Raw genomic sequence first — 26,594 nt, forward strand, 5'->3', positions numbered from 1 at the left:
CTGGCACCTCACCGTGCGCCTGTATGTCGACCTCCGACTGCAGGCCAGCGGCGTCTGTCCGGCGCAGCCGCTCTCCTGACGCTGCCCCGTTCCGACCTCCAGACCCTGGGAACATCCTCATGGCTTCCGCCCTGCGCAAGATCCCCTTCTCCGTGCAGATCCTGCTCGGCCTCGTGCTCGGCGTGGCGCTCGGCTTCCTGGCCCGCGCCAACGACCTGAGCTGGCTCACCGGCACCCTCGACACCGTCGGCGGCCTCTTCGTCCAGCTGCTCAAGCTGGCCGTACCGCCGCTGGTCTTCACCGCCATCGTGGTCAGCGTGGTCAGCCTGCGCGGCGTGGCCAACGCCGCCCGGCTGGCGCTCCGGACGCTGCTCTGGTTCGGCGTCACCGCGCTGATCGCGGTGGGCGTCGGCATCGGGCTGGGCCTGCTCACCGACCCGGGTCGCGGCGTCAGCCTCGACACGGCGGGCGCCACGGCGCCCACCCGGACCGGCTCCTGGACCGACTTCCTCACCGGCATCGTGCCGACCAACCCCGTCGGCGCGTTCGTCGACGGCAACGTGCTCCAGATCGTCTTCCTTGCCCTCGTCGTCGGCGCCGCGGCGCTGCTGGTCGGCGAGAAGGCCGAGCCGTTCGTGGCGATCAACCGCGCGCTGCTGGAGATCGTCCAGAAGGCGCTGTGGTGGGTGATCCGGCTCGCCCCGATCGGCACCCTCGGCCTGATCGGCAACGCCGTCGCCTCGTACGGCTGGGACCTGGTGGCCCCGCTGGCGAAGTTCACCACCGCCGTCTACGTCGGCTGCGCGATCGTGCTCTTCGTGGTCTACCCGCTGCTGCTGGTGGCCGCCGGCCGGCTCAACCCGCTGCGCTTCTTCGCCGGCGCCTGGCCCGCGATCGAGCTGGCCTTCGTCTCCCGCTCCTCGGTGGGCACCATGCCGGTGACCCAGCGCTCCGTCGAGCGGCTCGGCGTCCCCCGCGAGTACGCCTCCTTCGCGGTGCCGTTCGGCGCCACCACGAAGATGGACGGCTGCGCCGCCGTCTACCCGGCGCTGGCCGCGATCTTCGTCGCCCAGGTCTTCGGGGTGGACCTCGGCGTCACCGACTACCTGCTGATCGCCTTCGTCTCGGTGGTCGGCTCCGCCGCCACCGCCGGGCTCACCGGCGCGATCGTGATGCTCACCCTGACGCTGAGCACGCTGGGCCTGCCGCTGGCCGGCGCCGGCCTGCTGCTGGCCATCGACCCGATCCTGGACATGATCCGCACCGCCACGAACGTCGCCGGCCAGGCGCTGGTGCCGACGATCGTCGCCGCCCGCGAGGGCACCCTGGACCGGGCCGCGTACGACTCCGCCGGTCGCCGGTCGCCGCTCGCCCCGGCGGACGCCGACGCCGGCCCGCGCCGGTCGGAGGAGCTGAGCCCGGTACCGGTCTGAGGGCCCCGCCCGCGACCCAGCCCACCCGCGCCGCGCCCGGCGCGACCCGACGAGTCGGGGAGGGCCCCGCCCGGGGGTCCTCCCCGCACCCGGAGAGGATGACCGCATGAGTGTCCTGTTCACCCCGCTGACCCTGCGCAGCGTGACCCTGCCCAACCGGATCGCGCTGGCGCCGATGTGCCAGTACACGGCCGGCCCGGACGGTCTGCCCACCGACTGGCACCTGGTGCACCTGGGCGCCCGGGCGGTCGGCGGCGTCGGCCTGGTGATGACCGAGGCCACCGCCGTGCTGCCCGAGGGGCGGATCAGCCCCCAGGACACCGGGCTCTGGTCCGGGGCCCACGTCGACGCCTGGCGGCCGGTCACCGCGTTCGTCGCCGCGCACGGCGCCGTCCCGGTGGTGCAGCTCGCGCACGCCGGGTTCAAGGCGTCGACGTACCGACCGTGGGCGCCGCGACGGGGCGGGGTGCCCGACGCCGAGGGCGGCTGGACGCCGGTCGGTCCGGGGGCCGCGCCGTTCGTGCCCGACTACCGGACGCCCACGGCGCTGGACGAGGCGGGGATCGCCGGTGTGGTCGAGGCCTTCGGGGCGGCTGCCCGCCGGGCGGTCGACGCCGGGTTCGCCGCCGTGGAGATCCACGCAGCGCACGGCTACCTGCTGCACGAGTTCCTCTCCCCGCTGACCAACCACCGCGACGACGGCTGGGGCGGCGACCGGGCCGGGCGGATGCGGTTGGCCCTGGAGGTGGCGCGGGCGGTCCGCGCGGCGGTCGGCGAGGACGTGCCGGTGCTGACCAGGATCTCGGCCACCGACTGGGAGCCGGACGGCTGGACGGTCGAGGACAGCGTGGTGCTCGCCGGCGAGCTGGCCGGCGCCGGCGTCGACCTGGTCGACTGTTCGTCGGGCGGCGCGTCGACCACGGCGGCCATCCCCGTCGGCCCGGGTTACCAGGTGCCGCTGGCCGCCCGGGTGCGCCGGGAGGCGGGCGTGGCGACCGGCGCGGTCGGCCTGATCGTCGAGCCGGAGCAGGCCGAGGGGGTCGTCGCCGCCGGCGACGCCGACCTGGTCCTGCTCGGCCGAGAGCTGCTGCGGGACCCGTACTGGCCGCACCGGGCGGCCGCCAAGCTGGGAGCCACTCCCACCTGGCCCGACCAGTACGCCCGCGCCTGACCCCGGTCCGCGCCCGTCCGGACCGTCGGGCGGGCGCGAAGGGTGCGGTCAGCCGGCCAGGTGGGACCACTCGGCTTCGAGGTCGCGCCAGGGGCCCTGGGCGGCGACCCCGCCGGAGTGGAGCACCACCACGTGGTCGGCCCGGACCAGGGCGGCCCGCTTCGAGGTCGAGCCCACCACGGTCACCCCGTGCTCGCGCAGCGCCTGCCAGAGCGCCAGCTCGGTGGTGACGTCCAGCGCCGAGGAGACGTCGTCGGCCACCAGCAGCTCCGTACGCGGGGCGAGCGCCCGGGCCAGCGCGAGGCGCTGCAACTGCCCGCCCGACAGCCGGGTGCCCTTGTGCCCGATCAGCAGTCCGAGCCCGCCCCCCGTCGCCGCCAGGTCGTGGTCGAGCTGGGCGGTGGTCACCGCCGCGGCGGCGTCCACCTGGTGGCCCAGGGTGACGTTGTCGGCCACCGTGCCGGAGAGCACCCGGGGCAGCTGGCCGACGTAGCCCACCTGGTTCGGGCGCAGGAACAGCTCCGGCTCGGTGACCCGCTCGCCGTTCCAGGTCAGCCGGCCCGTGTGCGGCGCGATGCCGGCGAGCGCCCGCAGCAGCGACGACTTGCCCGAGCCGACCGGCCCCACGATCAGCACCAGCTGGCCGCGTTCCACCGTCAGGTCGACGTCGCGTACCGCCACCGTCCCGTCGCCGTGCCGGACGCCGAAGCCGGTCAGCTCCAGCCGCCGCAGCGGGCGCCGGGGCGGCACGGCCGGCACCGGGGCGGTCCCCGCGCCGAGGTCCACGGCCGGCACCGCCGCCGAGTAGGCCTCCACCCCGGTCATGGCCACCGTCCGGCGGGTCCAGACCCGGGCCGAGGGGATCTGCGAGATCAGCGACGCCGTCGTCCAGGCGAACCAGCGGGCGGCGGCCAGGGTGGCGACCGCGACCAGGGTGGCCCCCGCCGACAGCTCCCCGGCCAGGAAGAGCGCCCAGGCCCCGATCGGCAGCAGGCCGCTGACCAGCGCCGGCGTCGACCGGGACCAGACCTGCACCGAGATCTCCCGGCGCTGCCGGTCGCTGCGGACCACGTCGAGGTCGGCCAGGTGGGCCAGGACCGGTCGGGTGGCGCCGGCCAGCTTGACCGTACGGGCGGCGGAGAGCGAGGACACCAGCGCCGTGGCGAACGCGGCCCGGGCCGCGACGGTGTCCCGCGCGGAGCGCTCCAGCCGGGGCCCGAAGAGCGTGGCGGCCAGCCCGGAGACCAGCATCGTGCCGGCGAAGAAGAACCCCGGCACCAGGCTGCCGGTGACGGCGGTCATCGCGACCAGGAGCAGGAGTGAGATCGCCTGGTCCATCAGGTTGTCGGCGAGCTGCACCACCCGCTCCGTGTCGCCGCCCTGGGCCACCACCTCGGCCGGCGTGTGCCCGCTGACCCGGCGCGGCCCGGTCTGCCCGTGCACCAGGCGCAGGCTGATCCGCAGCATCTGCCGGACCCACCACTGCGGGAACCGCAGGTTGGTGAAGTACGGCACCGGCAGGGTGATCAGCAGGCCACCGACGATGCCCAGCGCCGGCAGCCACGGGTCGCCGGCGCCGTCGACCAGGTCGGCCCAGAGCCAGGGCAGCACCGGCCCCTCCAGCCCGAGGAGCACGAGCAGCAGGAACATCGACAGCGAGGCCAGCCCGTAGCGCGGGTCGTTGAGGCAGAGCCGCAGGATCTCCCGCAGGCCGCGCGGCCCGCGGGGCGTCGGGGCCTCGACCCGGGCCGCCCGCGGTGGTTCGCCGCCGGTTTCGGCGGCGACGGACGACTCCGCCGGCGGCCCGCCGGGCGGAGCGGCCGACGCTCCGGCCACCGCCGGGGCCGGCGGGACGGCCGGCGCCGCGTCGTCGCCCGGGCCGCCGAGCGGCCACGGCTCCGACGGGCCGGTCAGCAGGTCCACCCCGCCGGAGCGGCCTGCCGGTGCCGAGTGCGCGTACGCGGTGGCGTGGCTGGTGGCGAGCAGCTCGGCGAAGCGCTCCGACGAGTGCAGCGGCCCGGCCTCGACCACCGCGCCGTCGGCCATCACCACCACCTCGTCGCAGCGGCGCACCGAGGAGAGGCGGTGCGCGATGACGACGCCGATCCGGTCCCGCAGCAGCCGCTCGGTCGCCTGCTGCACCCGTGCCTCGGTCACCGGGTCGAGCCGCGCCGTCGCCTCGTCGAGGATCACCACGTGCGGGTCGCGTACGAGGATCCGGGCGAAGGCGACCAGCTGTTCCTGGCCCGCCGAGAGCACGTGCCCGCCGTCGCCCAGCCGGGTGTCGAGGCCGTCGGGCAGCTCGGCGATCCAGCCGGTCAGCCCCAGCTCCCGCAGCGCCCGGGCGGCGGCGTCGAGCAGCTCCGGGTCGAACAGGGCGACGTTCTCGGCGAGGGTGCCGGCGAGGATCTCGGTGCGCTGGGGCACCACGGCGATCCACCGGCGCAGCAGCTCGACGTCGAGGTCGCGGAGGTCGGCACCGGCCAGGAAGACCGTCCCGGGCGGCACGTCGACGGCCCGGGTGAGCACCTTGGCCAGGGTGGACTTGCCGGAACCGGTCCGGCCCACCAGCGCGTAGGAGCGGCCCCGGGTGAACGTCAGGTCGACGTCGCGCAGCGCGGGGCCGCGCCCTGGGTCGGCGCCGGCGTAGCGGAAAGTGAGGCCCCGGACCACCAGGTCCCCGTCGGTCGGGGCGGCGCCGCCCGCGGGCTCCTGCGGGGAGTTCGCCAGCAGCTGCACCCGACCCCACGCCCCCAGGGCGTACTGGAGTTCGGGGACCATCCGGCTGACGTGTTCGACGGTCATGCCGAACCCGATGGCGAGCAACCAGACCGCGGTGAGCCGGGCGCCGTCGACGCGGCCGGTGACCAGCGCCCACGCGCCGCCGAGCACCACGGCCGCGATCCCCACCTGGGTGACGCCGGCGGCCACCGTGGTGACCTGGGCGGACATCCGCCACACCCGGGAGCCCCGAGCGAGCACCTCCGCCGCCCGCCGGGCGTAGAGGCGCAACACGTACGGCCGGGCCAGGCTGGTGCGCACGTCGTCCTGGCCGTGGACGGCCTCCTCCATCACCGCGGCGAGGTCGGACCAGGCCTCCTCCTCGGCCATCCGGGCCGGGCCGATCCGCGCGGCCGGCTTGCGCAGGACAGCCGTCAACGACACGGTGAGCAGCAGCATCCCGACGCCGGCCGGCCACCACACCGCGAGGGCCAGGAGGGTCGACAGCACGCCGGCGGCCAACGCCTGCGCGATCCGTACGCCCTGGTTGCGTACCGCGGCGGCGACCTGGTAGACGTCGCCGTCGATGCGGTCGAGCAGCTCGCCGACCGGGGTGGTCTCCAGGGTCGGCAGGTCCTGCCCGAGCGCCACCCGGCACAGCCGACGCCGCACGTCGGCGGACCAGTCGGCGGTCAGCCCGGCCATCAGCAGGCTCACCGCGAGGTCGGTCAGGACGGCGGCGACCAGCGCCACGGCGAGCAGCGCGAAGAACCCGGCGGCGCGGTGCACCAGGACGGGGCCGGCCAGCGCGGCGGCGGCGGCCTGACCGCTGGCGCCGAGCACGACGAGGCAGGTCACGATCGTCATTCGGCGGGGCGAGGTGGCCCACAGGTCCCGGAGCAGACGCACGGTGAAGTCCCTTCGGGCAGGCCTGGGGGCGGAGCATCCAGCCTGCGCGGTGCCGCCGCCCGACTCAACGCATTTACCGGCTGTCCGGCGTGCCGGCGGGGCCGGTTCACCCGTCCGGCGCCGGTTCACCCGTCCGGCGCCGGTTCACCCGTCCGGTCCCGCCGGGCCGGCGGTGCCGCCCACCGGCGGGGCGCTCAGAAGAGCACGGTGGCGAGCGTGCCGACCGGGCGGAAGCCGCAGCGCTCGTAGACCCGGCGGGCGGGCAGGTTGAAGTCGTTGACGTAGAGGCTGACGGTCGGGGCCACCCGCAGCAGCGCGTCGCGCACCACCGCCGCCATGGCCGCCGAGGCGATGCCCCGGCCCCGCCACTCCGGGGCCACCCAGACGCCCTGCACCTGGGCGGTCCGGCGGGTCACCACCGCCAGCTCCGCCTTGAACACCACCTGGCCGTCGACCAGCCGGGCGTACGCCCGGCCGGCCCGGACCAGGTCGGTGACCCGCCGGCGGTAGCCGCGCCCGCCGTCGTCGACGAGGGGCGAGACACCGACCTCCTCGGTGTACATCGCCACCGCCGCCGGAAAGAGCCGGTCGATCTCGTTGCCGCGGACCCGTCGCACCTCCGGGTCCGCCGGCAGCGACGGCAACGCGTCGGTGGCCAGCAGCGGCTGGTTGGGGCGTACGGCCCGGGCCGGGCCCCAGACGTCGGAGAGCCGCTCCCAGAGGCCGAGCACCGCGTCGGCCCGGCCCACGATCGACGAGCAGAGCCGCTCCTCGCCGGCGAGCAGGTCGGCGTACGCGGCGACGGCCGGCTCGGTGGCGAGCACCGGGGTGAGGTTGCCGCCGACCCAGCAGATCGACTCCAGGTTGCGGCGGGTGCCGTAGCCCAGCACCCGGCCCTCCGCCCGCCACCAGGCGAGGCCGCGCGCGGTGATCCGCTCGGCGACCTGCGCGCCCGCGTACGGGTCGAGGTCGAGCAACCGCTCGACCGCGCGGCGCTCCGACTCCCCGAGTTGCCGTACCGGCACCGTCAGCACGGATACCAGCCTGCCAGATCCGCCCCCCGCCGCGCCGGCCGAGTGACGAGCGGGACCACGCCGCCGCCACCGGACGGGGCCGGCACGCGACGGCGGGGCCGGTCAGCGCCGCGACGGGCCGGTCGCCGCACGCGCCGGGCCGGTCAGTGCACGGTGACGGTGGCGCCGCCGGGAAGCAGGCCCCGCAGCTCCTCCGGAAGCTCGGCGCCCATCTCGTCGGCGATGCGCAGCGCCTCCTCGATCAGGGTCTCCACGATCTGCGCCTCGGGCACGGTCTTGACCACCTTGCCCTTGACGAAGATCTGGCCCTTGCCGTTGCCGGAGGCCACCCCGAGGTCGGCCTCGCGGGCCTCGCCCGGGCCGTTCACGACGCAGCCCATCACCGCGACCCGCAGCGGCACCGGCAGCCCCTCCAGGCCGGCGGTGACCTCCTCGGCCAGCTTGTAGACGTCGACCTGGGCGCGACCGCAGGACGGGCAGGAGACGATCTCCAGGCCCCGCTCGCGCAGCCCGAGCGACTCCAGGATCTGGTTGCCGACCTTGATCTCCTCCACCGGCGGCGCCGACAGCGAGACCCGGATCGTGTCGCCGATCCCCTCGGCCAGCAGCGCGCCGAAGGCGACCGCCGACTTGATGGTGCCCTGGAAGGCCGGGCCCGCCTCGGTGACGCCCAGGTGCAGCGGGTAGTCGCACTTCTCGGCGAGCTGGCGGTAGGCCCGGATCATCACCACCGGGTCGTTGTGCTTGACCGAGATCTTGATGTCGCGGAAGCCGTGCTCCTCGAAGAGCGAGCACTCCCAGAGCGCCGACTCGACCAGCGCCTCGGCGGTGGCCTTGCCGTACTTGGCGAGCAGCCGCTTGTCCAGCGAGCCGGCGTTGACGCCGATCCGGATGGGCACGCCCGCGTCGCCGGCCGCCCTGGCGATCTCCTTGACCTTGTCGTCGAACTGGCGGATGTTGCCCGGGTTGACCCGGACCGCGGCGCAGCCGGCGTCGATGGCGGCGAAGACGTACTTGGGCTGGAAGTGGATGTCGGCGATCACCGGGAGCTGCGACTTCTTCGCGATCGCCGGCAGCGCCTCCACGTCGTCCTGGCTCGGCACGGCCACCCGGACGATCTGGCAGCCGGACGCGGTCAGCTCGGCGATCTGCTGGAGCGTGGCGTTCACGTCGGAGGTGAGGGTGGTGGTCATCGACTGCACCGACACCGGCGCGCCCCCACCGACCGGGACCGAGCCGACCATGATCTGGCGGCTGAGCCGACGCGGGGCGAGCGGCGGGGGCGGCACGGAGGGGATACCGAGACTGACAGCGGTCACTTCAGGCACTCACCTTGAGAAGAGCGTGATCGGGTTGACGACGTCCGCGGTGATGGTCAGCAGCGTGAACACGCCACCGATCAGGATCACCGCGTACGTGAGGGGCATGAGCTTGAGGTAGTCCACCCGCCCGGGGTCGGTGCGGCCGATCCGGGCGTAGAGCCAGGAGCGGGCCCGCTCGAACCAGGCGATGGCGATGTGCCCGCCGTCGAGCGGCAGCAGCGGCAGCAGGTTGAACACGCCGATGAAGAAGTTCAGCGAGACGAAGAGCATGAAGAACAGCAGCCAGGCGTCGTTCTCGACGGCCTCGCCGCCGAGCCGGCTGGCGCCGACCACGCTGATCGGGGTGTCGATGTCCCGCTCGCCGCCGGTGATCGCCGTCCACAGGGCCGGCACCTTCTGCGGGATGCGCTTCATCGCCTCGAAGGTGTTGACCGCCATGTCGCCGGTGAAGTCGGCGGTCGCGCCGAAGGCCCCCACCGGCCCGTACGTGACCCGGGTCGGGGTGCTGGGGACGAGGCCGACGCCGAGCGCGGCGACCGCCGTGACCTGGCCCTTCGGGTCGTCGAGCGGGGGCCGCTGGGTCTGCGCGAGCACCGTGCTGGCCGTGGCCGGCTGGCCGTCGCGGACGTACGCGATCCGCGCGGTGTCGCCCGGCTTGAGGGCACGCAGGGTGGAGAGCAGCTGGCCGTAGTCGGCGATCGGCGTGCCGTTGATCGCGGTGATCCGGTCGCCGTCGCGCAGCTGCGCCTGGGCGGCGGGGCTGGCCGGGTCGGTGGTGGTGCACTCGCGCAGCGTGTTCTCCGGGACCACGCACTTCGACAGCTGGATGACCGCCGGCTCCTTGCGGATCTCGGCCTCGGTGCTGGGGAAGTCGGGGTTGGGCAGGCCGGCGGAGACCGCGATGATCCAGAGGGCCACCAGCGCGAGGGCGAAGTGGGTGATGGAGCCGGCGGACATCACGATCGTCCGCTTCCAGACCGGGAACCGCCACATCGCGCGCGGCTCGTCGGCCGGGTCGACGTCGTCGTCCTGCGGCGTCATCCCGACGATCTTGCAGAAGCCGCCGAGCGGGATGCCCTTGACGCCGTACTCCGTCTCGCCCCGCCTGAACGACCAGAGGGTGGGGCCGAAGCCGACGAAGTAGCGGGTGACCTTCATGCCGAAGGCCTTGGCGGTGAGCATGTGCCCCGCCTCGTGCAGGCTCACCGAGACGAGGATCGCGAGGGCGAAGAGCACCACCCCGAGCAGGTACGCCATCAAGCTCCTTCCACCGAACCCGCGATGATCTCCTGCGCGTGCGCGCGCGCCCACGACTCCGCCGCGAGCACGTCCTCGACGGTACCTGGTTCGTCGAAGTCGGGAGCGTCCTCCAGCACCCGCCGGAGGGTGTCGACGATGCCGAGGAAGGGCAGCCGCCCGGCCACGAAGGCGGCCACGGCCTCCTCGTTCGCCGCGTTGTAGATCGCCGGCCGGCAGCGTCCGGCCTCGCCGGCGGCCTTGGCGAGCGCGACCGCCGGGAACGCCTCGTCGTCCAGCGGCGCGAACTCCCAGGTGAAGGCCCTGGTCCAGTCGACGGCGGCGGCGGCGTCGGCCACCCGGTCGGGCCAGCCGAGGCCGAGCGCGATCGGCAGCCGCATGTCCGGCGGGCTGGCCTGGGCGAGGGTGGAGCCGTCCACGAACTCGACCATCGAGTGGATCACCGACTGCGGGTGCACCATCACGGCGATGTCGGCGTACGGCACGTCGAACAGCTCGTGCGCCTCGATCACCTCCAGCGCCTTGTTGACCATCGTGGCCGAGTTGATCGTGACGACCGGCCCCATGTTCCAGGTCGGGTGGGCCAGCGCCTGCTCGGGCGTCACCCGCGTCAGCTCGTCGCGGCGCCTACCCCGGAACGGGCCGCCGCTGGCGGTGACGACCAGCCGCCGCACCTCACCCCGGGTGCCGCCGCGCAGGCACTGGGCCAGCGCCGAGTGCTCCGAGTCGACGGGGACGATCTGCTCCGGCCGCGTCACCGCGGCCTTCACCAGCGAGCCGCCGGCGACGAGGGACTCCTTGTTGGCGAGCGCGAGCGTACGCCCGGCGCGCAGCGCGGCCAGGGTCGGCGCGAGCCCGAGCGAGCCCACCACGCCGTTGAGCACGACGTCGCAGGGCCACTGCGCCAGCTCGGTCATCGCGTCCGGGCCGGCCACGATCTTGGGAAGCTTGAAGTCCCCGCTGGCCCAGCCGCGCCGGCTCGCCTCGGCGTAGAAGGCGAGCTGAAGGTCCTGCGCGGCGGACGCCTTCGCCACGCCGACCGCGTCGACCCGCAGTTCGAGGGCCTGGGCGGCGAGCAGCTCGACGTTGCCGCCACCGGCGCCGAGCGCGACCACCCGGAACCGCTCCGGGTTGCGCCGCACGATGTCGATGGCCTGGGTGCCGATCGAACCGGTGGAGCCGAGCAGAACAAGATCACGTGAGGAGGTCACCGGGTCATTCTTCCCCACCATCGCCGTGCCCCCGCCGGGAGCCTCAGCCTTCCGCGTCGGGCTGCTCCTCCGATGCCTCCGCGCTCCTCCGGCGCCTCCTCGGCGAGGAGATCCGCCGGGTCGACCGCGAACGCGAAGGGCCCGGTCATGGTGAAGGTGCCGCCGCGGCCGGTGCCCAGCTCCGCCCGGCCACCGGCCCCCGCCGCACGGGATCGCGCACCGGGCCCGCGCCGGCAGGCCGTAGCCCGGACCAGGGCGCCGCCCCGCCCGCAGGGCGGACCGGGCGCCCGCAGGTTTCTTTCAATACATCGACGCCTGTGGTTGAATTCCGACATGCGAAGAGGTCTCGTCTGGCTGGCGGCCGTGCTGGTCGCCGCCCCACTGCTCGTCAGCCCGGGCGTGGCCCAGGCTGCCACCACCACACCGGCGCTGGTCATCGCCAGCGACTTCCCCGACCCCGACGTCGTCAAGTTCGGCGCCACCTACTACGCGTACTCCACGAACAACGGCCACGGCAACGTCCCGGTCGCCACCGCCGGCTCGCTGACCGGGCCGTGGACCCGGCGGGCCGACGCGATGCCGACCCTCGGCGCCTGGGCGAACGGGGGCCTGACCTGGGCACCCGACGTGTCGCAGCGCGCCGACGGGCGCTACCTGCTCTACTACACCGCCCGCAGCCGGGCCACCGGCCGGCAGTGCCTCGGCGCCGCGCTGGCCACCTCGCCGCTCGGGCCGTTCACCTCCGTCGGCACCGGGCCGCTGGTCTGCAACGCCGGCGAGGGCGGCGACATCGACGCGGCGAGCTTCACCGACAGCACCGGGCTGCGCTACCTGCTCTACAAGGACGACGGCAACGCCATCGGCCAGCCGACGAGCCTCTGGTTGCAACAGGTCGCGGCGGACGGCGTGACGCTCCAGGGCGCCCGGGTCGAGCTGCTGCGCAGCGGCCGCGCCGAGGAGGCGGGCATCATCGAGGCACCGGTGCTGACCAAGGTCGGCGCGCAGTACGTGCTGTTCTACTCGCTCGGCGGCTACGGCGGCGACGGCTACCAGACCAGCTACGCCACCTCGGCCTCGCTGACCGGCCCCTACACCAAGGCGTACCGCTCGCTGATGACCACGGCGTCGCTGGACTCGGCCGTGCGGGGGCCGGGCGGCGCGGACGTGGTACGCGAGGCGGGCGGCGACCACATCGTGTTCCACGGCTGGATCAACAACTACTCCGCCCGCGGCATGTACGTCGCGGCGCTGGGCTGGGCCGGCGGGAACCCCGTGGTGCGGGGCAGCCGGGTGCGCTACGAGGCCGAGCGCGGCGGGCTCAACCGGTGCGCGGTGCGCGCCGCCCCGAACACCTCCCAGGGACAGGTGGTGGCGTACATCGACCACGCGGACAGCTGGGTCGAGGTCACCGTCTTCGCACCCCGGGCCGGCGGTTACCGCGCCCACGTCGCCTACGCCGCCGGCTACGGCGACGCCCAGCACACGCTGACCGTCAACGGCGCCAACCCGAAGGTCGTCTCCTATCCCAACACCGGCTGGGACGTCTGGCGGCAGGCGGGCGTCGACGTCACGCTCAACGCCGGTTTCAACACGCTGCGGTTCACCCACCTGAGCCGCTGGGCGGAGCTCGACTTCGTCGAGGTGGCGTAGCGCCCGCGCGCCCCGGCCGACGAGGGCCCGGCTCACCGGGCTCCGGGGCCCGGCTCACCGGGCCGCCGGGCCCCCGTCGACGGGCGCGGTCAGCACGAAGGTCTCCAGGGACTCGCCGCCGTACCAGTCCGTGCGGCGGCCCACGTGGGTCATGCCGGCCCGTCGGGCCACCGCCAGCGACGCGGTGTTGCCCGGCGACACCACGGCGTAGACCTCCCGGCCGCCGGCGGCGAGTTCCCGCGCCGCCGCGGCCCGGGCCGCCTCGGTGGCGTACCCGTGGCCCCACGAGTCGGGGTGCAGGTGCCAGCCCACCTCGATCTCCTCGGTCGGCACGTTCTCGTCGCGCCCGGGCAGCGGCTTGAGCAGCACGGTGCCGACGACCACGCCTGTCTCGCGGACCTCGATCGCCCAGGTGCCGTACCGGCCGCCGTGCCCCGCGTGCCGCCTTTGCCACATCGCCAGCCGGTCGGCCGCCTGCGCCGGGTCGGTCAGCGGCAGGCCGGGCGCGCCCAGCCAGCGGGCGACCTCCGGCCGGGAGTAGATGTCGAAGATCCGGGACAGGTCGGCAGGGTCGGCGGTCCACTCCCGCACGACCAGGCGTTCCGTGCTGAGAACTGTCATCACGGCGATCCTAGTGAGCGGCGGTTCCCGGCCCGGGCCGGGAACCGGCACGACCCCCCGGACACTTATGATGATCTATGTAAAACTCTTACGATCATCGATCGGTATTGGTTGAATACCTTCACCTGCCACGCCCCCCGTACCTCTCTGACCCTCGGAGGCACTTCCGTGAGACTCGCCACCGCCGCGCGCGCCCTGGTCGCCGGGCTGACCGGGGCCACCCTGGTGCTGCTCGGTCCGGCCGGATCCGCGTCCGCGGCGACCACCACCGTGGACAACGCCACCGCCGGACGCTTCACCGCCAGCGCGAACTGGGGCACGTCGTCCTGGTCCGCCCAGAAGTACGGCACCGACTACCGGTTCGCGACGCCCTACACCGGAGGCAGCGACGCGGCCTGGTTCACCGCGTCCATCCCGGCCGCCGGCGCCCACCTCGTCGAGGTGTGGTACCCGGCGGACGCCGGCTACAACAGCGCCACCCCGTTCGTCGTGGCGACCACCGGCGGCAACCAGAGCGTGGTCGTCGACCAGCGCTCCAGCGGAGGCCGCTGGGTCAGCCTCGGCACCTTCACGCTGGCGGCCGGCGACTACCCCGTGGTCGGCGTCAGCCGCTGGAGCAGCAGCCCGGGCTACGTCGTCGCGGACGCCGTCCGGATCACCAGCACCACCGGCGGCAACCCCGCCTTCTCCCTGCCCCTGCCGAAGAACGTGCTGCCGCGCGGCGAGTACGACGACCCGCACCACGACTACCCCGCCATCGACCTCGCGGTCGGCACCGGCACCAGGGCGTACGCCGTGCGGGCCGGCACCGTCACCATCATCAACGACAGCTCCTGCGGCCAGGGCGTCAACCTCACCGGCACCGACGGGGCGGTCTACACCTACTGCCACTTCTCGGCGTGGTCGGTCGGCAACGGCGCGTCCGTCGCGCCCGGGCAGCAGCTGGGCCTCACCGGCAACACCGGCAACTCCACCGGGCCGCACCTGCACTTCGGCATCCGCACCGGCAGCACCCGGCGGTGCCCGCAGAACTTCCTGCTGGCGATCTACGACGGGGTGACCCCGCCCGCGGCGACGAGCCTGCCCACCAGCGGCTGCTCGTACGCCACCCGCGGCACGGGCCAGCTGTCGCCGCTGGGCTGAGCACCGTCGCACCGGCCCGGGCCGGAGCCGCCGGAGCCGTCCCGCCCGGCGGCTCCGGCGTACCTCGGACCTCGGCGGCGATCTCGCGAGTGACGCGGGCCGGTACGGGGAAAGAAGCCGCGATGGGCGGCGGATGGCAACGGGCGAAGCGGATCACCAGTGCGGCGTTCCGCCCGCTGCGAGGCAGGGACCTGTCCCTGCACGCCGCCGCCATCACCTTCTACGGGGCGATCGCCGTGGTGCCGGTGGCGCTACTGGCGATCTGGCTGACCGCGCTGCTGGCGGGAGCCGACCGGGTCCGCCGGCTCACCTCGTACGCCGTGCGGACCCTGCCGGACGAGATCGGCGCGCCCGGGGCGGTGCAGGCGCTGGTCGGAGCCGGGGTGGAGTTGACCCCGCTGCTGGCGCTGGCGTCGCTGCTGCCGGCGTCGCTGTACGGCGAGGGGCTGCGCCGTGCCTTCGTCTCGGTCGCCGTGCCGCGCAGCGAGGAGTCGCTGGTCGGCTGGCGGGGAAGGCTGCTGCTGCTGCCCCTGCTGGCCCCGGCCCCGGCCCTGCTGCTGTCGATCCTGCTCGCGCTGCCGACGACCACCGGGCTGGTCCGCCAGGGCGGGTGGAGCGGCGCGCTGGGCGTGGTGCTCTCCTTCCTGGCGGTCTGGCTGGTGCTCACCCCGGTGCTGCTCTGGGTGTTCCGCGCGGTCGGCCCCGCCTCGCCGGACTGGCTCTCCACGCTCGGCGTCGGATCGTTCACCGCCGCCAACCTCTCCGGTTTCCTGCACGGCTTCGTGCTCTTCGCCTCGCTCCCGCTCGACCTCGGGGTGCCGTTCGGCGGCTTCGACGAGATCGGCGCGGGGGTGGCGGTCCTGCTCTGGCTCTACCTCTTCCACGTGATCGTGCTGGCCGGCTACTCCGCCACCCTCGCCCTCTCCCGCTGGCGCGCCCGCCGCGGCGGCGTGTCGACCGACGGGGGCGCGGCCCCGCCCGCCGACGGGGTCGGCGCCGCGCCCGGCGACCGGGCCGAGGGTCAGGGCCGGAACGGGCCGGCGTGACCTACTGGGCCACGCCGCCACGGGAGTCGGTGCCCCGTCGGCGCCAGGGCCGACGGGGCACCGACGCGAGCCCCTACTTGGTGAACGCGGGGTGCCGGGTCTCCTCCGGTGCCGACGGACCGGGATCGGCCGACTCGTGCAGGCCGAAGCGACGGTAGACCCGGCCGAGCGGGCCGGGGGCCCACCAGTTCCAGCGCCCGAGCAGCCGCATGGTGGCCGGCACCAGCAGCGCCCGGACCAACGTCGCGTCCACCACGATCGCCACGATCATGCCGATCCCGATGAGCTTGATGTACGCCATCTCGCCGGTGGCGAAACCGGCCACCACGATGATCAGCAGCAGCGCGGCCGCGGTGATGATCCGCCCGGTTTGCTGTAGGGCGGTGGCCACCGAGGCGGTGTTGTCGCCCGTGCGGTCCCACTCCTCGCGCACCCGGGAGAGCAGGAACACCTCGTAGTCGGTCGCCAGCCCGAAGAGCACGGCGAGCATGAGGATCGGATTGCTGGGCTCGATGAACCCGGTCGGGGTGAAACCGAGCAGGTCGGCGAAGTGCCCGTCCTGGAAGATCCAGACGACCACGCCGAACGACGCGCCGATCGACACCAGGTTCATCAGCACCGCCTTGACCGGCAGCACCACCGAGCCGAAGGCGAGGAAGAGCAGGACCAGGATCGCGGCCGCCATCAGCAGGGCCATCCAGGGCAGCCGGTCGGCGAGGCCGTCGATCAGGTCCAGGTCGACGCCGGGCCGGCCGCCGACGAGCACCTCGGCGCCGGCCGGCGCGGGCAGGTCCCGCAGCGCCCGGACCACGTCGTGCGCGGTGTCACCGGTGGGCTCGCCCGGGTACGTCACGGTCAGCAGCGTCGACGTCCCCCGGTTCGCCGCCACCTGCACCCCGGTCACGCCCGGCAGCGTGCCCACCCGCTCGGCGAAGGGGCGCACCTGCTCCGGTGAGGCCCCGGAGACCAGCACGTCGATCGGCGCGATGGTGCCGCCGGGGAACTCCGCGGCGATCCGCTCGGAGACCACCCGCGGCTCGGCGGACGCGGGCAGCACCCGGTCGTCGAACCCGCCGAACTCCATCCGCAGCACCGGCGTGGCGAGCAGCAGGAGCAGCACGGTGACCCCGACCAGGTAGCGCACCGGGCGGCGCATCACGCTGTGCGCGATCCTGGCCCAGGCGCCGCCCGTCCCCCCCGCCGCCGACCGCCCCCGGCCCGCCCGACGCCGCCACGGCAGCGGTACGCGCAGCGCGTCGATCCGGTGGCCGAGCACCGCGAGCAGGGCCGGCAGCACGGTCAGCGCCGCCAGCATGGCGACCAGCACGGCGGCCATCCCGCCGAGCGCCATCGAGCGCAGGAACGCCTGCGGGAAGATCAGCAGACTGGCCATGGCGGTCGCGACGGTGAGCCCGGAGACCAGCACCGTCCGCCCGGCCGTGGCCATGGTGCGCCGGATCGCGTCGGGGGTGTCGTGCCCGGCGGCCAACTCCTCGCGGAAGCGGCTCACCACGAACAGGGCGTAGTCGACCGCCATGCCCAGGCCGATCAGGGTGATGACGTTGATCGCGAAGACCGACACGTCGGTCACCATGTTGAGCAGCCGGACGGCCACGAACGCGCCGAGGATGGCGAGCCCGCCGATCAGCAGGGGCGTGCACGCCGCCACCAGCCCGCCGAAGATCAGCACCAGCAGCACCAGCAGCACCGGCATGGAGAGCAGCTCCGCGCGGGTGATGTCCTTCGTGGTCTGGGTGTTCGACTCGTACAGTGCCGCCGTCGCCCCGCCGATCTCGGTCCGTACGCCGGGTGCCGCGAGGGCGGGGCGCAGCTCCTCGTACGCGGCGGCCTTGTCGTCCTTGTCGGCGGCCCTAAGCTGGACCAGCGCGTAGGTGGCCCGGCGGTCGGTGGAGAGCAGCGTCGGGGCCTGGGTGTCGTACCAGGTGGTGACGCTGGTGATCTCGGGGTGCGCACGCATCCCGGCCACGGTGGCCGCGACCGGGTCCCGGAAGGCCGGCTGGTCCACCGTCGCCCCGTCGCTGGACCAGAGCACCACCAGGTCGGCGCCCTGCGGCCCCAGCTCCCGGGTGATCCGCTCGGCGGCGCGACTGGACTCGCTGGCCGGGTCGTCGAAGCCGCCGCCGGTCAGCTGACCGAAGACACCGACTCCCCAGGTCGAGCCGACCGCGACGAGCACCACGGCGGCGGCCAGCACCGACCAGCGCAGCCGCACCACCATCTGTCCCCACCAGGCGAACATTCGCCTCCTCCTCCACGGACGGCTAGGGTGTTAGCATCACTCATTTGAGTGAACGCCGTTAACTATGGCAACGGCGGTCGATTCGGTCAAGGAGCCAGCCGGATGGGCGCACCGAGCCGACGGGAACGCCTGCGCACGGCGACCGTCACCGAGATCAAGAACGGCGCGCGGCGGCTGCTGGTCACGGGCGGGGTCGACGCCATCTCGCTACGGGCCATCGCCCGCGACATGGGCATGACCGCGCCGGCCATCTACCGCTACTTCCCCAGCCTCGAAGCGCTGGTCGCGGAGCTGACCGGCGACCTCTACGACGAGCTGCGGCTGCGGCTGGAGGCGACCCGGGACGACGCCGGGGCCGAGCCGATCGCGCGGCTGCTGGCCATGTCCCGGGCGTTCCGCGCCTGGTCGGTGGGGCACCCGGCCGAGTTCGGGCTGGTCTTCGGCGCGCCCGTGCCGGGGCGCACCGCGTTCGTCGACGGCTGCGTCACCCGTGACCGTCCCGGCGCCCGCTTCGGCGCGGTCTTCATCGAGCCGATCCTCGACCTCTGGCGCCGGGCGCCCTTCCGCGCCCCGCCCGCCGAGCTGCTGAGGCGGGGCCTGGGCGAGGGCCGGCTGGAGCCGCTGCGGCTCAGCCACGGCGAGATTCCCGTCGAGGTCGCGTACGCCTTCCTCGCCGGCTGGACCCGGCTCTACGGGCTGGTGGCCATGGAGGTCTTCCACCAGTTCGACTGGGCCGTCACCGACGCCGAGGCACTCTTCGAGCTGGAACTGGAGACGTTGACCACCCAGTTGCTGCCCGAGGCGCCGGCCGCGAAGGGCTGACCGGCGGGCCCGGCGGCGCTAGGCTCACCCGGCATGGGTGACGAGCTGCCGACCCGGGCCGACGTGGTGATCGTCGGCGCCGGGCACAACGGTCTGGTGTCCGCGATCCTGCTCGCCCGCGCCGGGCTCGACGTGCTGGTGCTGGAGGCGGCGGACGTGATCGGCGGGGCCACCCGCACGGAGGCGCCGTTCGCCCGGGTGCCCGGGCTGCGCCACTCCACCGGGTCGTACCTGCTCGGCCTGATGCCGCCGGAGCTGCTCGCCACGCTGGACGTCCGGATCCCGGTGCTGCGCCGCGACCCGCACTACTTCCTGCCCACCCCGGGCGGGCCGGGCTCGCCGTACCTGCTCTTCGGCAGCGACACGGCGGCCAGCCGGGCACAGCTCGCGCGGTTCTTCTCCCCCGCCGACGCGGCCGCCGACGACGCCCTCCAGGCCGAGCTGGCCGCGCTGCGCGACGACCTCGCCCCCGCCTGGCTGGCCGAGCCGCTGCCGGTCGAGCAGACCGCCGAGCGGTACGTCCGGCCGGCGCTGCGGCAGGTCTTCGTCGACCTCGTCCGCGGCTCGGTCGCCGACCACCTGGCCCGCTTCGACTTCCGCTCCGAGCTGCTGGTCAGCATGTACGCCGTCACCGACGGCCTCTCCGGGCTCAACGCCGGCCCCGACGACCCCGGCACCGGGCACAACTTCCTGGTGCACAACATGTGCCGGCTGCCGGGCTCCGACGGCACCTGGATGATCGCCGAGGGCGGGATGGGCACCGTGTCGCGCACCTTCGCCGACGCCGCCCGGGCCGCCGGCGCGACGATCCGCACCGGCGCGCCGGTCGGCGCGATCACCGTGGACGGCGGCGCGGCCAGCGGGGTGGTCCTCGCGGACGGGCGGGAGGTCGCCGCGCCGGTGGTGCTCGGCGCCTGCGACCCGTACCGGCTGATGGAGCTGCTGCCCGACGGCGCGCTCCCGGCGCCGCTGGCCGACCGGATGGCGGCGGTCCGCCGACCCGGCACCACCCTCAAGCTCAACCTCGCGCTGACCGGCCTGCCCCGCTTCTCCTGCCTGCCCGGGGACGCCCCGAGCCCGTTCGGCTCGACCATCCACCTGCTGCCCGGCTCGGACTCGCTGACCGGCGGGGCCGGCGAGTCGCCGATGGCGGCGCTGCGCGCCATGTGGGCGGACGTCCGGGCGGGGCGGCTGCCCGAGGAGCCGACCATCGAGTGGTACCTGCACACCACCGTCGACGAGTCACTGTCGGACGGCCGGGGGCACCACTCCTCCGCGCTCTTCGTCCAGTCGGTGCCGTACGCCCCGGCCGGCACCACGTGGGACGAGGCGCTACCCGGCTACGTCGACCGCCTGATCGCGATCTGCGAGCGGTACGCCCCGGGCACCGGCGATTTGATCGCCGACGTCGTGCCCCTCCCACCGCCCGGCATCGAGGCGCACTTCGGCATCACCGGCGGGCACATCCACCACGTCGACAACACCGTCTCGTTCACCGACCGGATGCCGTACGCCACCGGCGTCGACGGCGTCTACGCGGGCAGCGCCGGCTGCCACCCGGCCGGCAGCGTCATCGGCGCCGCCGGCCACAACGCCGCCCGCCGCATCCTCACCGACCTGACCCCCTGACCCCCACCCCGCACGCCCCCCACGCCCCCCACGCCCCCGCGCGCCCCCCACGCCCCACGCCTCCACGCTGCGCGATCTTGCACTTTCGGCCGGCAGTTCGCCGCCTACGTCGCTTTTGTCGGGACGGCAAGTGCAAGATCGACGCGCCGCCGAGGACGCGGCGACGCGGCGACGCGGTACCGAGGACGCGGCGCGGCGCCGGGGATGCGTCGGGGAGGCGTCGGGGCGGGCGGCGGTCAGGGGGTGGGGGATTCGGCGCGGTGGGCGCGGATCTTGTGGCCGACGCTGGTGAGGCAGCGGCCGCTGCCCAGGTCGAACCTCCAGCCGTGCAGCTGGCAGGTGAGCTGGTCTCCGTCGACGATGCCGAACCGGGTCAGGTCGGCCTTCAGGTGCGGGCAGCGCCGCTGCACCACCCAGTCGCCGAGGGTGATGTCCTCGGCGTCGCTGGAGCGCTCGTGCTCGTCGTACCAGCCCTCGGCGTACTGGAGCCGCTCGGTGGAGAGGCACTTGAAGAACGCGTAGACGAACTCGTTGTACTGGCCGATGCGGGCCGCCGAGAAACGGCAGGAGAGGAAGAGGGAGTTGACCCAGTCCACCTCGCCGATGTGCAGCAGGTGCTCGATCAGCGCCCGCTCGGTACGGAACCGGTAGCGGACCTTCTCGTCGGCGTACGGGCGGACCTGCTTGCCCGGGAAGTCCACGACGATGGACTCGACGGTCTCCCCGTCGTACCCCACCAGGTCGAACCGGACGGGCCCGCCGACCCCCTTGGCCAGGTAGATCGACTCATCCAGCAGCGGCTCGACGCGGCGCTGCATCTCCTTGAGCACGTCCACGTCGGGGTGCCGCCAGGACGCCTTCTCGGCCTCGATGACCGGCCGCTTGCGCTCCCGCATCTCCTCCAGGTGCGCGACCTTGTTCGCGAAGAACTCCTCCACCGGCACCGGGTGGACGGTCTCGCAGCTCCCGGTGGTGATCTCGGCGACGCTGCCCGGGAGCAGCACGACGCCGTTGGTCCCGCCGACCTTCGCGTACTCGCTGAGGAAGACCGACTGGTCGGGGAAGATGTTGCCCTCGTCGCCGTGGATGTCGTTGAACTGCCACAGCTCGTCGTCGAGGAAGCAGGGCGGGCCGGCGATCGGGAAGACGTGGTCGGCCTTGAGGTCGTCGATGTAGCGCCAGGTGCGGTCGAACTGCCGGTCCCGCTTCTGCTTGCCGAACGCGGTCTTCGCCGCCTGCGGCAGCTCGTAGACCATCGGGTACCAGATCGCGCCGGAGAACTGGAGCATGTGCGCGTGCACGTGGCCCAGCTCGGCGAAGACGCTCAGGTCGGCGGGGCGGGCGTCGTTCTGGTTGAGCAACCGGACCCCGTCGTACTCCACCCAGAGCGAGGAGTCGCCGATCGGGCCGTCGGTCGGGCTGGTCAGCGCCTGGATCATGACCTTCAGGCCGCCGTCCAGCTCCACGACCTGCTCGTTCGGCGCCTTCAGGAACTTGGTGAAGCCCAGCTCCCGCAGCTCGTCCTCCATCTCGGAGGTGGGGAAGGCGGGCAGCAGCACGGTGGCGTCCTTCGACACGAAGCGCTTCAGGTGCGCCGCGTCGAAGTGGTCCCGGTGCAGGTGGGAGACGTAGAGGTAGTCGACGTCGCCGAGGGCCTCCCAGTCGAGCAGGGAATTGTCCGGGAACGGGAACCACGACGCGAAGTAGGCCGGGTTGACCCACGGGTCGCACAGGATGCTGCCCGCGGCCGTGTCGATCCGCATGCTGGCGTGCCCCGTACCGGTCACTCGCACCGCAGTTCCCCCTCAAAACGACAAACAAGGTGTACGTCAGAACGCTACCGGAGGGAGTCTGGCCCCCGCCCCGCGACGCCGGTAGAGGCGACCCGCCCCACCGCGAGGGGCCGGACGACCCGGCCGGCCGGGTGCGGCACCGGTGTCCCGTGCGCCGACCCGCCGGGCGCCGGGCCGACCGACTCCCGCCGAGCGGCCGGTCCCCCGCTCCGCGTCGCGGCCCCGAGCGTCGGAGGTCGTCCGCACGGGTCGTGTGTCGCCCTGTCAGGCCGGACCCAGCGCCGACCCCGGCACGGGGCGTGCCAGACTAACCGGAGATCCGATCGCGAGGGAAGGACCGACAGTGGCAGGAAGCGAGCCGGTAACGTCGCCAGACCAGCACAGGCCCGGGCACCGCAAGTCCGGGCGGATCGGCGCGGTGGTCTCCGCGCTGGCCCTGCTGGCGATGCTCTGCGGCAACCACGAGGGCAGGGTCGAGAACATCTGGCTGGTCGGCCTGGCCGTACTGCTGCTGGTCATCGTCATCGGCGACACCGTGCTGCGGCGCAACGGCCTGCGGTCCTGACCGCTCCCGGGCCGGCCGGCGTCGCACCGGTCCGCGCGCCGGCGGCGAACGCACGAGGGCCCGCCCCCGATCGGGGAGCGGGCCCTCGCCGTTCGCGGGTCAGCGCCCGAACAGGATGTCCTGCACGTCCTTGAGCGCGGCGTCGACCTCGGCCTCGAAGTAGCCGCCGGGCACCAGCGCGAAGCGCAGCGTGTCCAGGTCCTTCGGATTCACCGGCATCGGGTTGCGTCCCTGCATGCCGCCCAGCAGGGTGTCGAAGAACCGGTCGACCTGGTCGGGGTCGTAACCGCTGCCGAACCGGCGCACCTGGAAGCTGCGGCGGATCTGGTCGACGCGGTAGAGGTCGCTGCCGGGCGGACCCGCCATCGGCGGACCGACCATCGGCGGCGGACCGGCCATCGGCGGACCGGCCATCGGCGGGCCCGCCATCGGGGGCGGACCGGTCACCGGCGGGCCCGCGTTCGGCGGGCCGCCGAAGCCCTGCTGCGGCTGAGGGGGCGGCCCGGCCGGGCCGCGGCGCAGCTCACGCAGTTCCCGCTCGGGCATCCGGATCTCGGCGGTCATGTCGGCACGGGCACGCCGACCGGCCTCGAAACCGTCGAAACGCGGCTCGTCGCCGTATCCGTCGGGAGCGTCGCCGTACCTGCCCGGCCCGTCGCCGTAGCCGCCGGGACCACCTGGGCCACCGGGGCGGGCGGGGGCGCCGGGGCCTCCCGGGCCACCGGGGCGGGCGGGACCGCCGGGACCGCCCGGACCGTCGCCGTACATGCCCGGGCCGTCGCCGTAGTCGCCGTGCCGGCCGGGACCGTCGCCGTAGCCGCCGGGGCCGTCACCATAGCCGGGGCCGTCACCGTAGCCGCCAGGGCCGTCACCGTAGCCGCCCGGGCCCGCGGGCAGGCCACGCGGCGGCGGGGCGCCGTGCCCGACCGGGCCGCCCGGTCCCATCGGGCCGGGACCGCCGGGGCCGCGGGGCGGCTCGTAACCGCCCCGGGGGGCGTCGTACCCGCCGGTGAAGGCGCCGGTGGGCTCGTCGTAGCGGCCGTAGCGGTCGGCGGGCGGGCCGGCCTGCGCCGGCATCGGCCGGGGCGGCATCGGCTGCGGCACGGGCGACATGCCGCGCTCGTCGCGCACGGGCGGGCCCATCCGGTCGGGCGGGCCCAGGCGGTCGGCGTCGCGGGGATCGCCGCCTCGGCCACCCGCGCCGCCGCGCTCCTCCAGCTCGGCCAGCTGCCGCTCGACCCGATCCAGGTGCAGGTCGACCTGCCACTCGTCGTAGCCGTTGAAGCGGACCCGGAAGACGACGTCGTGGACCTCCTGGGAGGCGACGGGGGCGCCGACCGGCTGACCGTCGAGCGTGGCCTCGACCCGGTCCAGGAACGCGTCGACCTCGTCGACCTTGTATCCCCGGCGGAGCGCCTTACGCCGGAAACGCTGACCCTGACTCGCCACTATGTCTCCTGGTCTCGTTCGCTACGCCCGGTCACGCCTTCTCCCCGGCCCGGTCGGTGTCGCTGTCACTGTCCTCGGCGGCGGCGAGCTGCCCACACGCTCCGTCGATCTCGCGACCCCGGGTGTCCCGCACCGTGGTCGACACCCCGGCCTCGCGCAGCCGCCGGACGAACTCGCGCTCGACCGGCTTCGGGCTGGCGTCCCAGCGGCTGCCCGGAGTGGGATTGAGCGGAATGAGATTCACGTGGGCCAGCTTCCCGGCGAGCAGCCGCCCGAGCAGATCGGCTCTCCACGGCTGGTCGTTCACGTCCTTGATCATCGCGTACTCGATCGACACGCGACGACCCGTCCGGGCCGCGTAGTCCCACGCCGCGTCCAGCACCTCGGACACCTTCCAGCGCTGGTTGACCGGCACGAGTTCGTCGCGCAGCTCATCATCGGGGGCGTGCAGCGACAACGCAAGGGTCACCGAGAGGTCTTCGCTGGCCAGTCGCCGCATGGCCGGGACCAGCCCGACCGTGGAGACCGTGATGTGGCGCTGGGACAGGCCGAGCCCCTCGGGCGCCGGCGCGACCAGCCGCCGGATCGCCCCGATCACCCGGGAGTAGTTGGCCAACGGCTCGCCCATGCCCATGAAGACCACGTGCGACAGGCGCGGCGGCGAGCCCGCCACCGCGCCGGAGGCGGCCACGCCGGCCAGGTAGACCGCCTGGTCCACGATCTCGGCGGTGGAGAGGTTACGGGTCAGCCCGGCCTGGCCGGTGGCGCAGAACGGGCACGCCATGCCGCAGCCGGCCTGGCTGGAGATGCAGACCGTGATCCGGTCCGGGTAGCCCATCAGGACGCTCTCCACGAGGGAGCCGTCGTGCAGCCGCCAGAGCGCCTTGCGGGTGGCGCCGTCGTCGCAGGCCAGCTCGCGGACCGGGGTGAGCAGCCGGGGCAGGAGCCGGTCGGCGAGCTTCTCCCGCGTGGCGGCCGGCAGGTCGGTCATCTGTCCCGGGTCGCGCACGAGGCGACCGAAGTAGTGGGTGGAGACCTGCTTGGCGCGGAACGCCGGCTCCCCCAGCTCGGTGACCAGGGCGCGGCGCCCGGCGAGGTCGAGGTCGGCGAGGTGACGGGGAGGCATCGCGGGCCGCCGCCCGGGGGCGTCGGGGTCTGCGGGGATCAGGGGCAGGCTCGTCATGGCGCGTCCAGTCTGTCACGCCGGACTGCCGACACACCCGTCCGGAGGTGCCGAATCGCCCCCCGCCGCCCGGGCGGGACCGCTGACGACGGGTGATTCACGACTCACTCCAGCACCGGGACGAAGACCGCCAGGAGCAGGTACGCGGTCGGCAGCGCGAAGAGGATCGAGTCGAGCCGGTCCATCAGACCGCCGTGCCCGGGGAGCAGATTGCTCATGTCCTTGACCCCGAGATCCCGCTTGATCATCGATTCGGCCAGGTCGCCGAGGACGGCGGCGACGGAGAGTGCCACCCCGAAGAGCGCGCCCCACCACGGGGCCACGTCGAGGAGCAGCCAGAGCAGCAACGCGCTGCCCAGCGCCGCGGCGGCGACCGAGCCGGCGAAGCCCTCCCAGGACTTCTTCGGGCTCACAGAGGGGGCCATCGGGTGCTTGCCGAAGTTCACGCCGGCCGCGTACCCGCCGGTGTCGGAGAGGACGACCGCGGCCAGGGTCACCAGCACCCGCAGGTGGCCGTCCTGCGGCACCGCCGCCAGCAGCGCGGCGAACCCGCCGAGGAACGGCACGTACACGGCGATGAGGGTGGCGGCCGTCAGGTCCCGTTGGAAGCCGCCCGGACCGTCGCCGAGCCGCCAGACCATCGTGCCCAGCACCGTGACCAGCAGGCCGAGGCTCAGCGCGTCGGGGCCGGCGAACCAGGCCAGCCCGACCGTGAGCACCCCGCCGGCGGCCAGCGGCACCAGCGGTGGGTGCGCGCCGCTGCGCCGTACCGCGCGGGTCATCTCCCAGATGCCGATGCCGACCGCCCCGGCCACCACCACCAGGAACGCCGACCGGTAGAAGAAGAGTGGCACCACGATCAGGGCGCCGAGGCCCACGCCGACGGCGATGGCGGCGGGCAGGTTGCGCCCGGCCCGGCTCGGGACGGGCTGCTGGGTCGGTGGCCGGTCCAGCCCGGCCCGGCGCCGGCCGCGCTGCCGCCGGCCCGGGGGCGGCGCGGGCTCCGACTCCGGTTCCACGTCCCGCACGGGCGCGAACTGCGCGGTCGCGTACTCGGAGTCGTCGGGACGGTCGTGGTGGCCGTTCGGCGAGGCCGGACCGCCGCCCGCCGCGTCGGCGTACGCCAGAGGGTGTTCCGGTGCCTCGGCGTACGTCTCAGGGGCCACGGCGGCACCGCGGCGCCACGGGCCGGGCTCGATCTCGGGCTCAGGCCAGGGCAGGGCGGGCGCGGAGGCGTCGGGGCGGTCCCAGCCGCGGGGCTCGGCGCTGCCGTGGGGATCGAGGTGGGCCATCACGCACCGAGCGGGACCGGTACGAGATCCACCAGATGACGCACAACCACAACCATTCCCCTACCGCGCGACTGTTCCGTCCG

The 26,594-nt window shown here is 74.2% G+C and carries 19 protein-coding genes; 8 read left to right on the forward strand and 11 right to left on the reverse strand.

The window, feature by feature from the left end:
- Positions 1-131: 131 nt before the first annotated feature.
- Both V6V16_RS14320 and V6V16_RS14325 read left to right on the forward strand, forming a co-directional pair.
- The gene (locus V6V16_RS14320; protein ID WP_334562558.1) at positions 132-1,433 is read left to right on the forward strand and encodes a dicarboxylate/amino acid:cation symporter; all 1,302 of its coding nucleotides are present in this window, start codon (positions 132-134) and stop codon (positions 1,431-1,433) included.
- Between the two features lie 106 nt (positions 1,434-1,539).
- The gene (locus V6V16_RS14325; protein ID WP_334562509.1) at positions 1,540-2,604 is read left to right on the forward strand and encodes an NADH:flavin oxidoreductase/NADH oxidase; all 1,065 of its coding nucleotides are present in this window, start codon (positions 1,540-1,542) and stop codon (positions 2,602-2,604) included.
- 48 nt (positions 2,605-2,652) lie between these two features.
- On the opposite strand, the gene V6V16_RS14330 is transcribed toward V6V16_RS14325, so the two are convergent.
- From V6V16_RS14330 to dxr, 5 genes are all read right to left on the reverse strand, one after another.
- Entirely contained in the window at positions 2,653-6,234 is a 3,582-nt protein-coding gene (locus V6V16_RS14330) for an ATP-binding cassette domain-containing protein (RefSeq protein ID WP_334562510.1), read from the reverse strand.
- A 194-nt stretch (positions 6,235-6,428) separates the two neighbouring features.
- Positions 6,429-7,268, reverse strand: coding sequence for a GNAT family N-acetyltransferase (locus V6V16_RS14335; RefSeq protein ID WP_334562511.1), 840 nt, complete (start codon positions 7,266-7,268; stop codon positions 6,429-6,431).
- Between the two features lie 143 nt (positions 7,269-7,411).
- A complete protein-coding gene (gene ispG / locus V6V16_RS14340; RefSeq protein WP_334562512.1) occupies positions 7,412-8,587 on the reverse strand; it encodes a flavodoxin-dependent (E)-4-hydroxy-3-methylbut-2-enyl-diphosphate synthase in 1,176 nt (391 codons plus the stop codon).
- A gap of 9 nt (positions 8,588-8,596) precedes the next feature.
- Entirely contained in the window at positions 8,597-9,847 is a 1,251-nt protein-coding gene (locus tag V6V16_RS14345; RefSeq protein WP_334562513.1) for a M50 family metallopeptidase, read from the reverse strand.
- Positions 9,847-11,058 (reverse strand): 1-deoxy-D-xylulose-5-phosphate reductoisomerase, encoded by a 1,212-nt coding sequence (gene dxr / locus V6V16_RS14350; protein ID WP_334562514.1) that lies wholly within the window; start codon positions 11,056-11,058, stop codon positions 9,847-9,849. Before dxr ends, V6V16_RS14345 begins: the two co-directional genes overlap by 1 nt.
- Before the next feature lie 333 nt (positions 11,059-11,391).
- Between dxr and V6V16_RS14355 the strand changes: the two genes are divergently transcribed.
- A complete protein-coding gene (locus V6V16_RS14355; RefSeq protein ID WP_334562515.1) occupies positions 11,392-12,708 on the forward strand; it encodes a family 43 glycosylhydrolase in 1,317 nt (438 codons plus the stop codon).
- Positions 12,709-12,762: 54 nt separating this feature from the next.
- Here the strand turns inward: V6V16_RS14355 and V6V16_RS14360 are convergent, their stop codons facing one another.
- Positions 12,763-13,329, reverse strand: coding sequence for a GNAT family N-acetyltransferase (locus tag V6V16_RS14360; protein ID WP_334562516.1), 567 nt, complete (start codon positions 13,327-13,329; stop codon positions 12,763-12,765).
- 168 nt (positions 13,330-13,497) lie between these two features.
- Between V6V16_RS14360 and V6V16_RS14365 the strand changes: the two genes are divergently transcribed.
- Entirely contained in the window at positions 13,498-14,472 is a 975-nt protein-coding gene (locus tag V6V16_RS14365) for a golvesin C-terminal-like domain-containing protein (RefSeq protein WP_334562517.1), read from the forward strand.
- A gap of 122 nt (positions 14,473-14,594) precedes the next feature.
- Positions 14,595-15,518 carry a YhjD/YihY/BrkB family envelope integrity protein gene (locus tag V6V16_RS14370; protein WP_334562518.1) on the forward strand — a complete coding sequence of 308 codons (924 nt, stop codon included), beginning with the start codon at positions 14,595-14,597 and terminating at the stop codon, positions 15,516-15,518.
- 73 nt (positions 15,519-15,591) lie between these two features.
- On the opposite strand, the gene V6V16_RS14375 is transcribed toward V6V16_RS14370, so the two are convergent.
- A complete protein-coding gene (locus V6V16_RS14375) occupies positions 15,592-17,778 on the reverse strand; it encodes an MMPL family transporter (RefSeq protein WP_334562519.1) in 2,187 nt (728 codons plus the stop codon).
- 102 nt (positions 17,779-17,880) lie between these two features.
- Between V6V16_RS14375 and V6V16_RS14380 the strand changes: the two genes are divergently transcribed.
- Both V6V16_RS14380 and V6V16_RS14385 read left to right on the forward strand, forming a co-directional pair.
- The gene (locus V6V16_RS14380) at positions 17,881-18,600 is read left to right on the forward strand and encodes a TetR/AcrR family transcriptional regulator (RefSeq protein WP_334562520.1); all 720 of its coding nucleotides are present in this window, start codon (positions 17,881-17,883) and stop codon (positions 18,598-18,600) included.
- Between the two features lie 33 nt (positions 18,601-18,633).
- A complete protein-coding gene (locus V6V16_RS14385; RefSeq protein WP_334562521.1) occupies positions 18,634-20,229 on the forward strand; it encodes a phytoene desaturase family protein in 1,596 nt (531 codons plus the stop codon).
- Between the two features lie 236 nt (positions 20,230-20,465).
- Here V6V16_RS14385 and V6V16_RS14390 read toward each other — a convergent pair whose 3' ends face one another.
- Complete coding sequence (locus V6V16_RS14390) at positions 20,466-22,022, reverse strand: Rieske 2Fe-2S domain-containing protein (protein ID WP_334562522.1); 1,557 nt, start codon at positions 22,020-22,022, stop codon at positions 20,466-20,468.
- 343 nt (positions 22,023-22,365) lie between these two features.
- On the opposite strand from V6V16_RS14390, the gene V6V16_RS14395 reads away from it, so the two are divergent.
- Positions 22,366-22,587, forward strand: coding sequence for a DUF2631 domain-containing protein (locus tag V6V16_RS14395; protein WP_334562523.1), 222 nt, complete (start codon positions 22,366-22,368; stop codon positions 22,585-22,587).
- 99 nt (positions 22,588-22,686) lie between these two features.
- Here the strand turns inward: V6V16_RS14395 and V6V16_RS14400 are convergent, their stop codons facing one another.
- From V6V16_RS14400 to V6V16_RS14410, 3 genes are all read right to left on the reverse strand, one after another.
- Complete coding sequence (locus tag V6V16_RS14400) at positions 22,687-24,036, reverse strand: DivIVA domain-containing protein (protein ID WP_334562524.1); 1,350 nt, start codon at positions 24,034-24,036, stop codon at positions 22,687-22,689.
- 31 nt (positions 24,037-24,067) lie between these two features.
- The gene (gene rlmN / locus V6V16_RS14405; RefSeq protein ID WP_334562525.1) at positions 24,068-25,219 is read right to left on the reverse strand and encodes a 23S rRNA (adenine(2503)-C(2))-methyltransferase RlmN; all 1,152 of its coding nucleotides are present in this window, start codon (positions 25,217-25,219) and stop codon (positions 24,068-24,070) included.
- A 104-nt stretch (positions 25,220-25,323) separates the two neighbouring features.
- A complete protein-coding gene (locus tag V6V16_RS14410; protein WP_334562526.1) occupies positions 25,324-26,511 on the reverse strand; it encodes a phosphatidate cytidylyltransferase in 1,188 nt (395 codons plus the stop codon).
- Between the last annotated feature and the right edge of the window lie 83 nt (positions 26,512-26,594).

It is taken from the genome of Micromonospora sp. CPCC 205561 (genome assembly GCF_036906775.1).
Lineage (GTDB): Bacteria > Actinomycetota > Actinomycetes > Mycobacteriales > Micromonosporaceae > Micromonospora.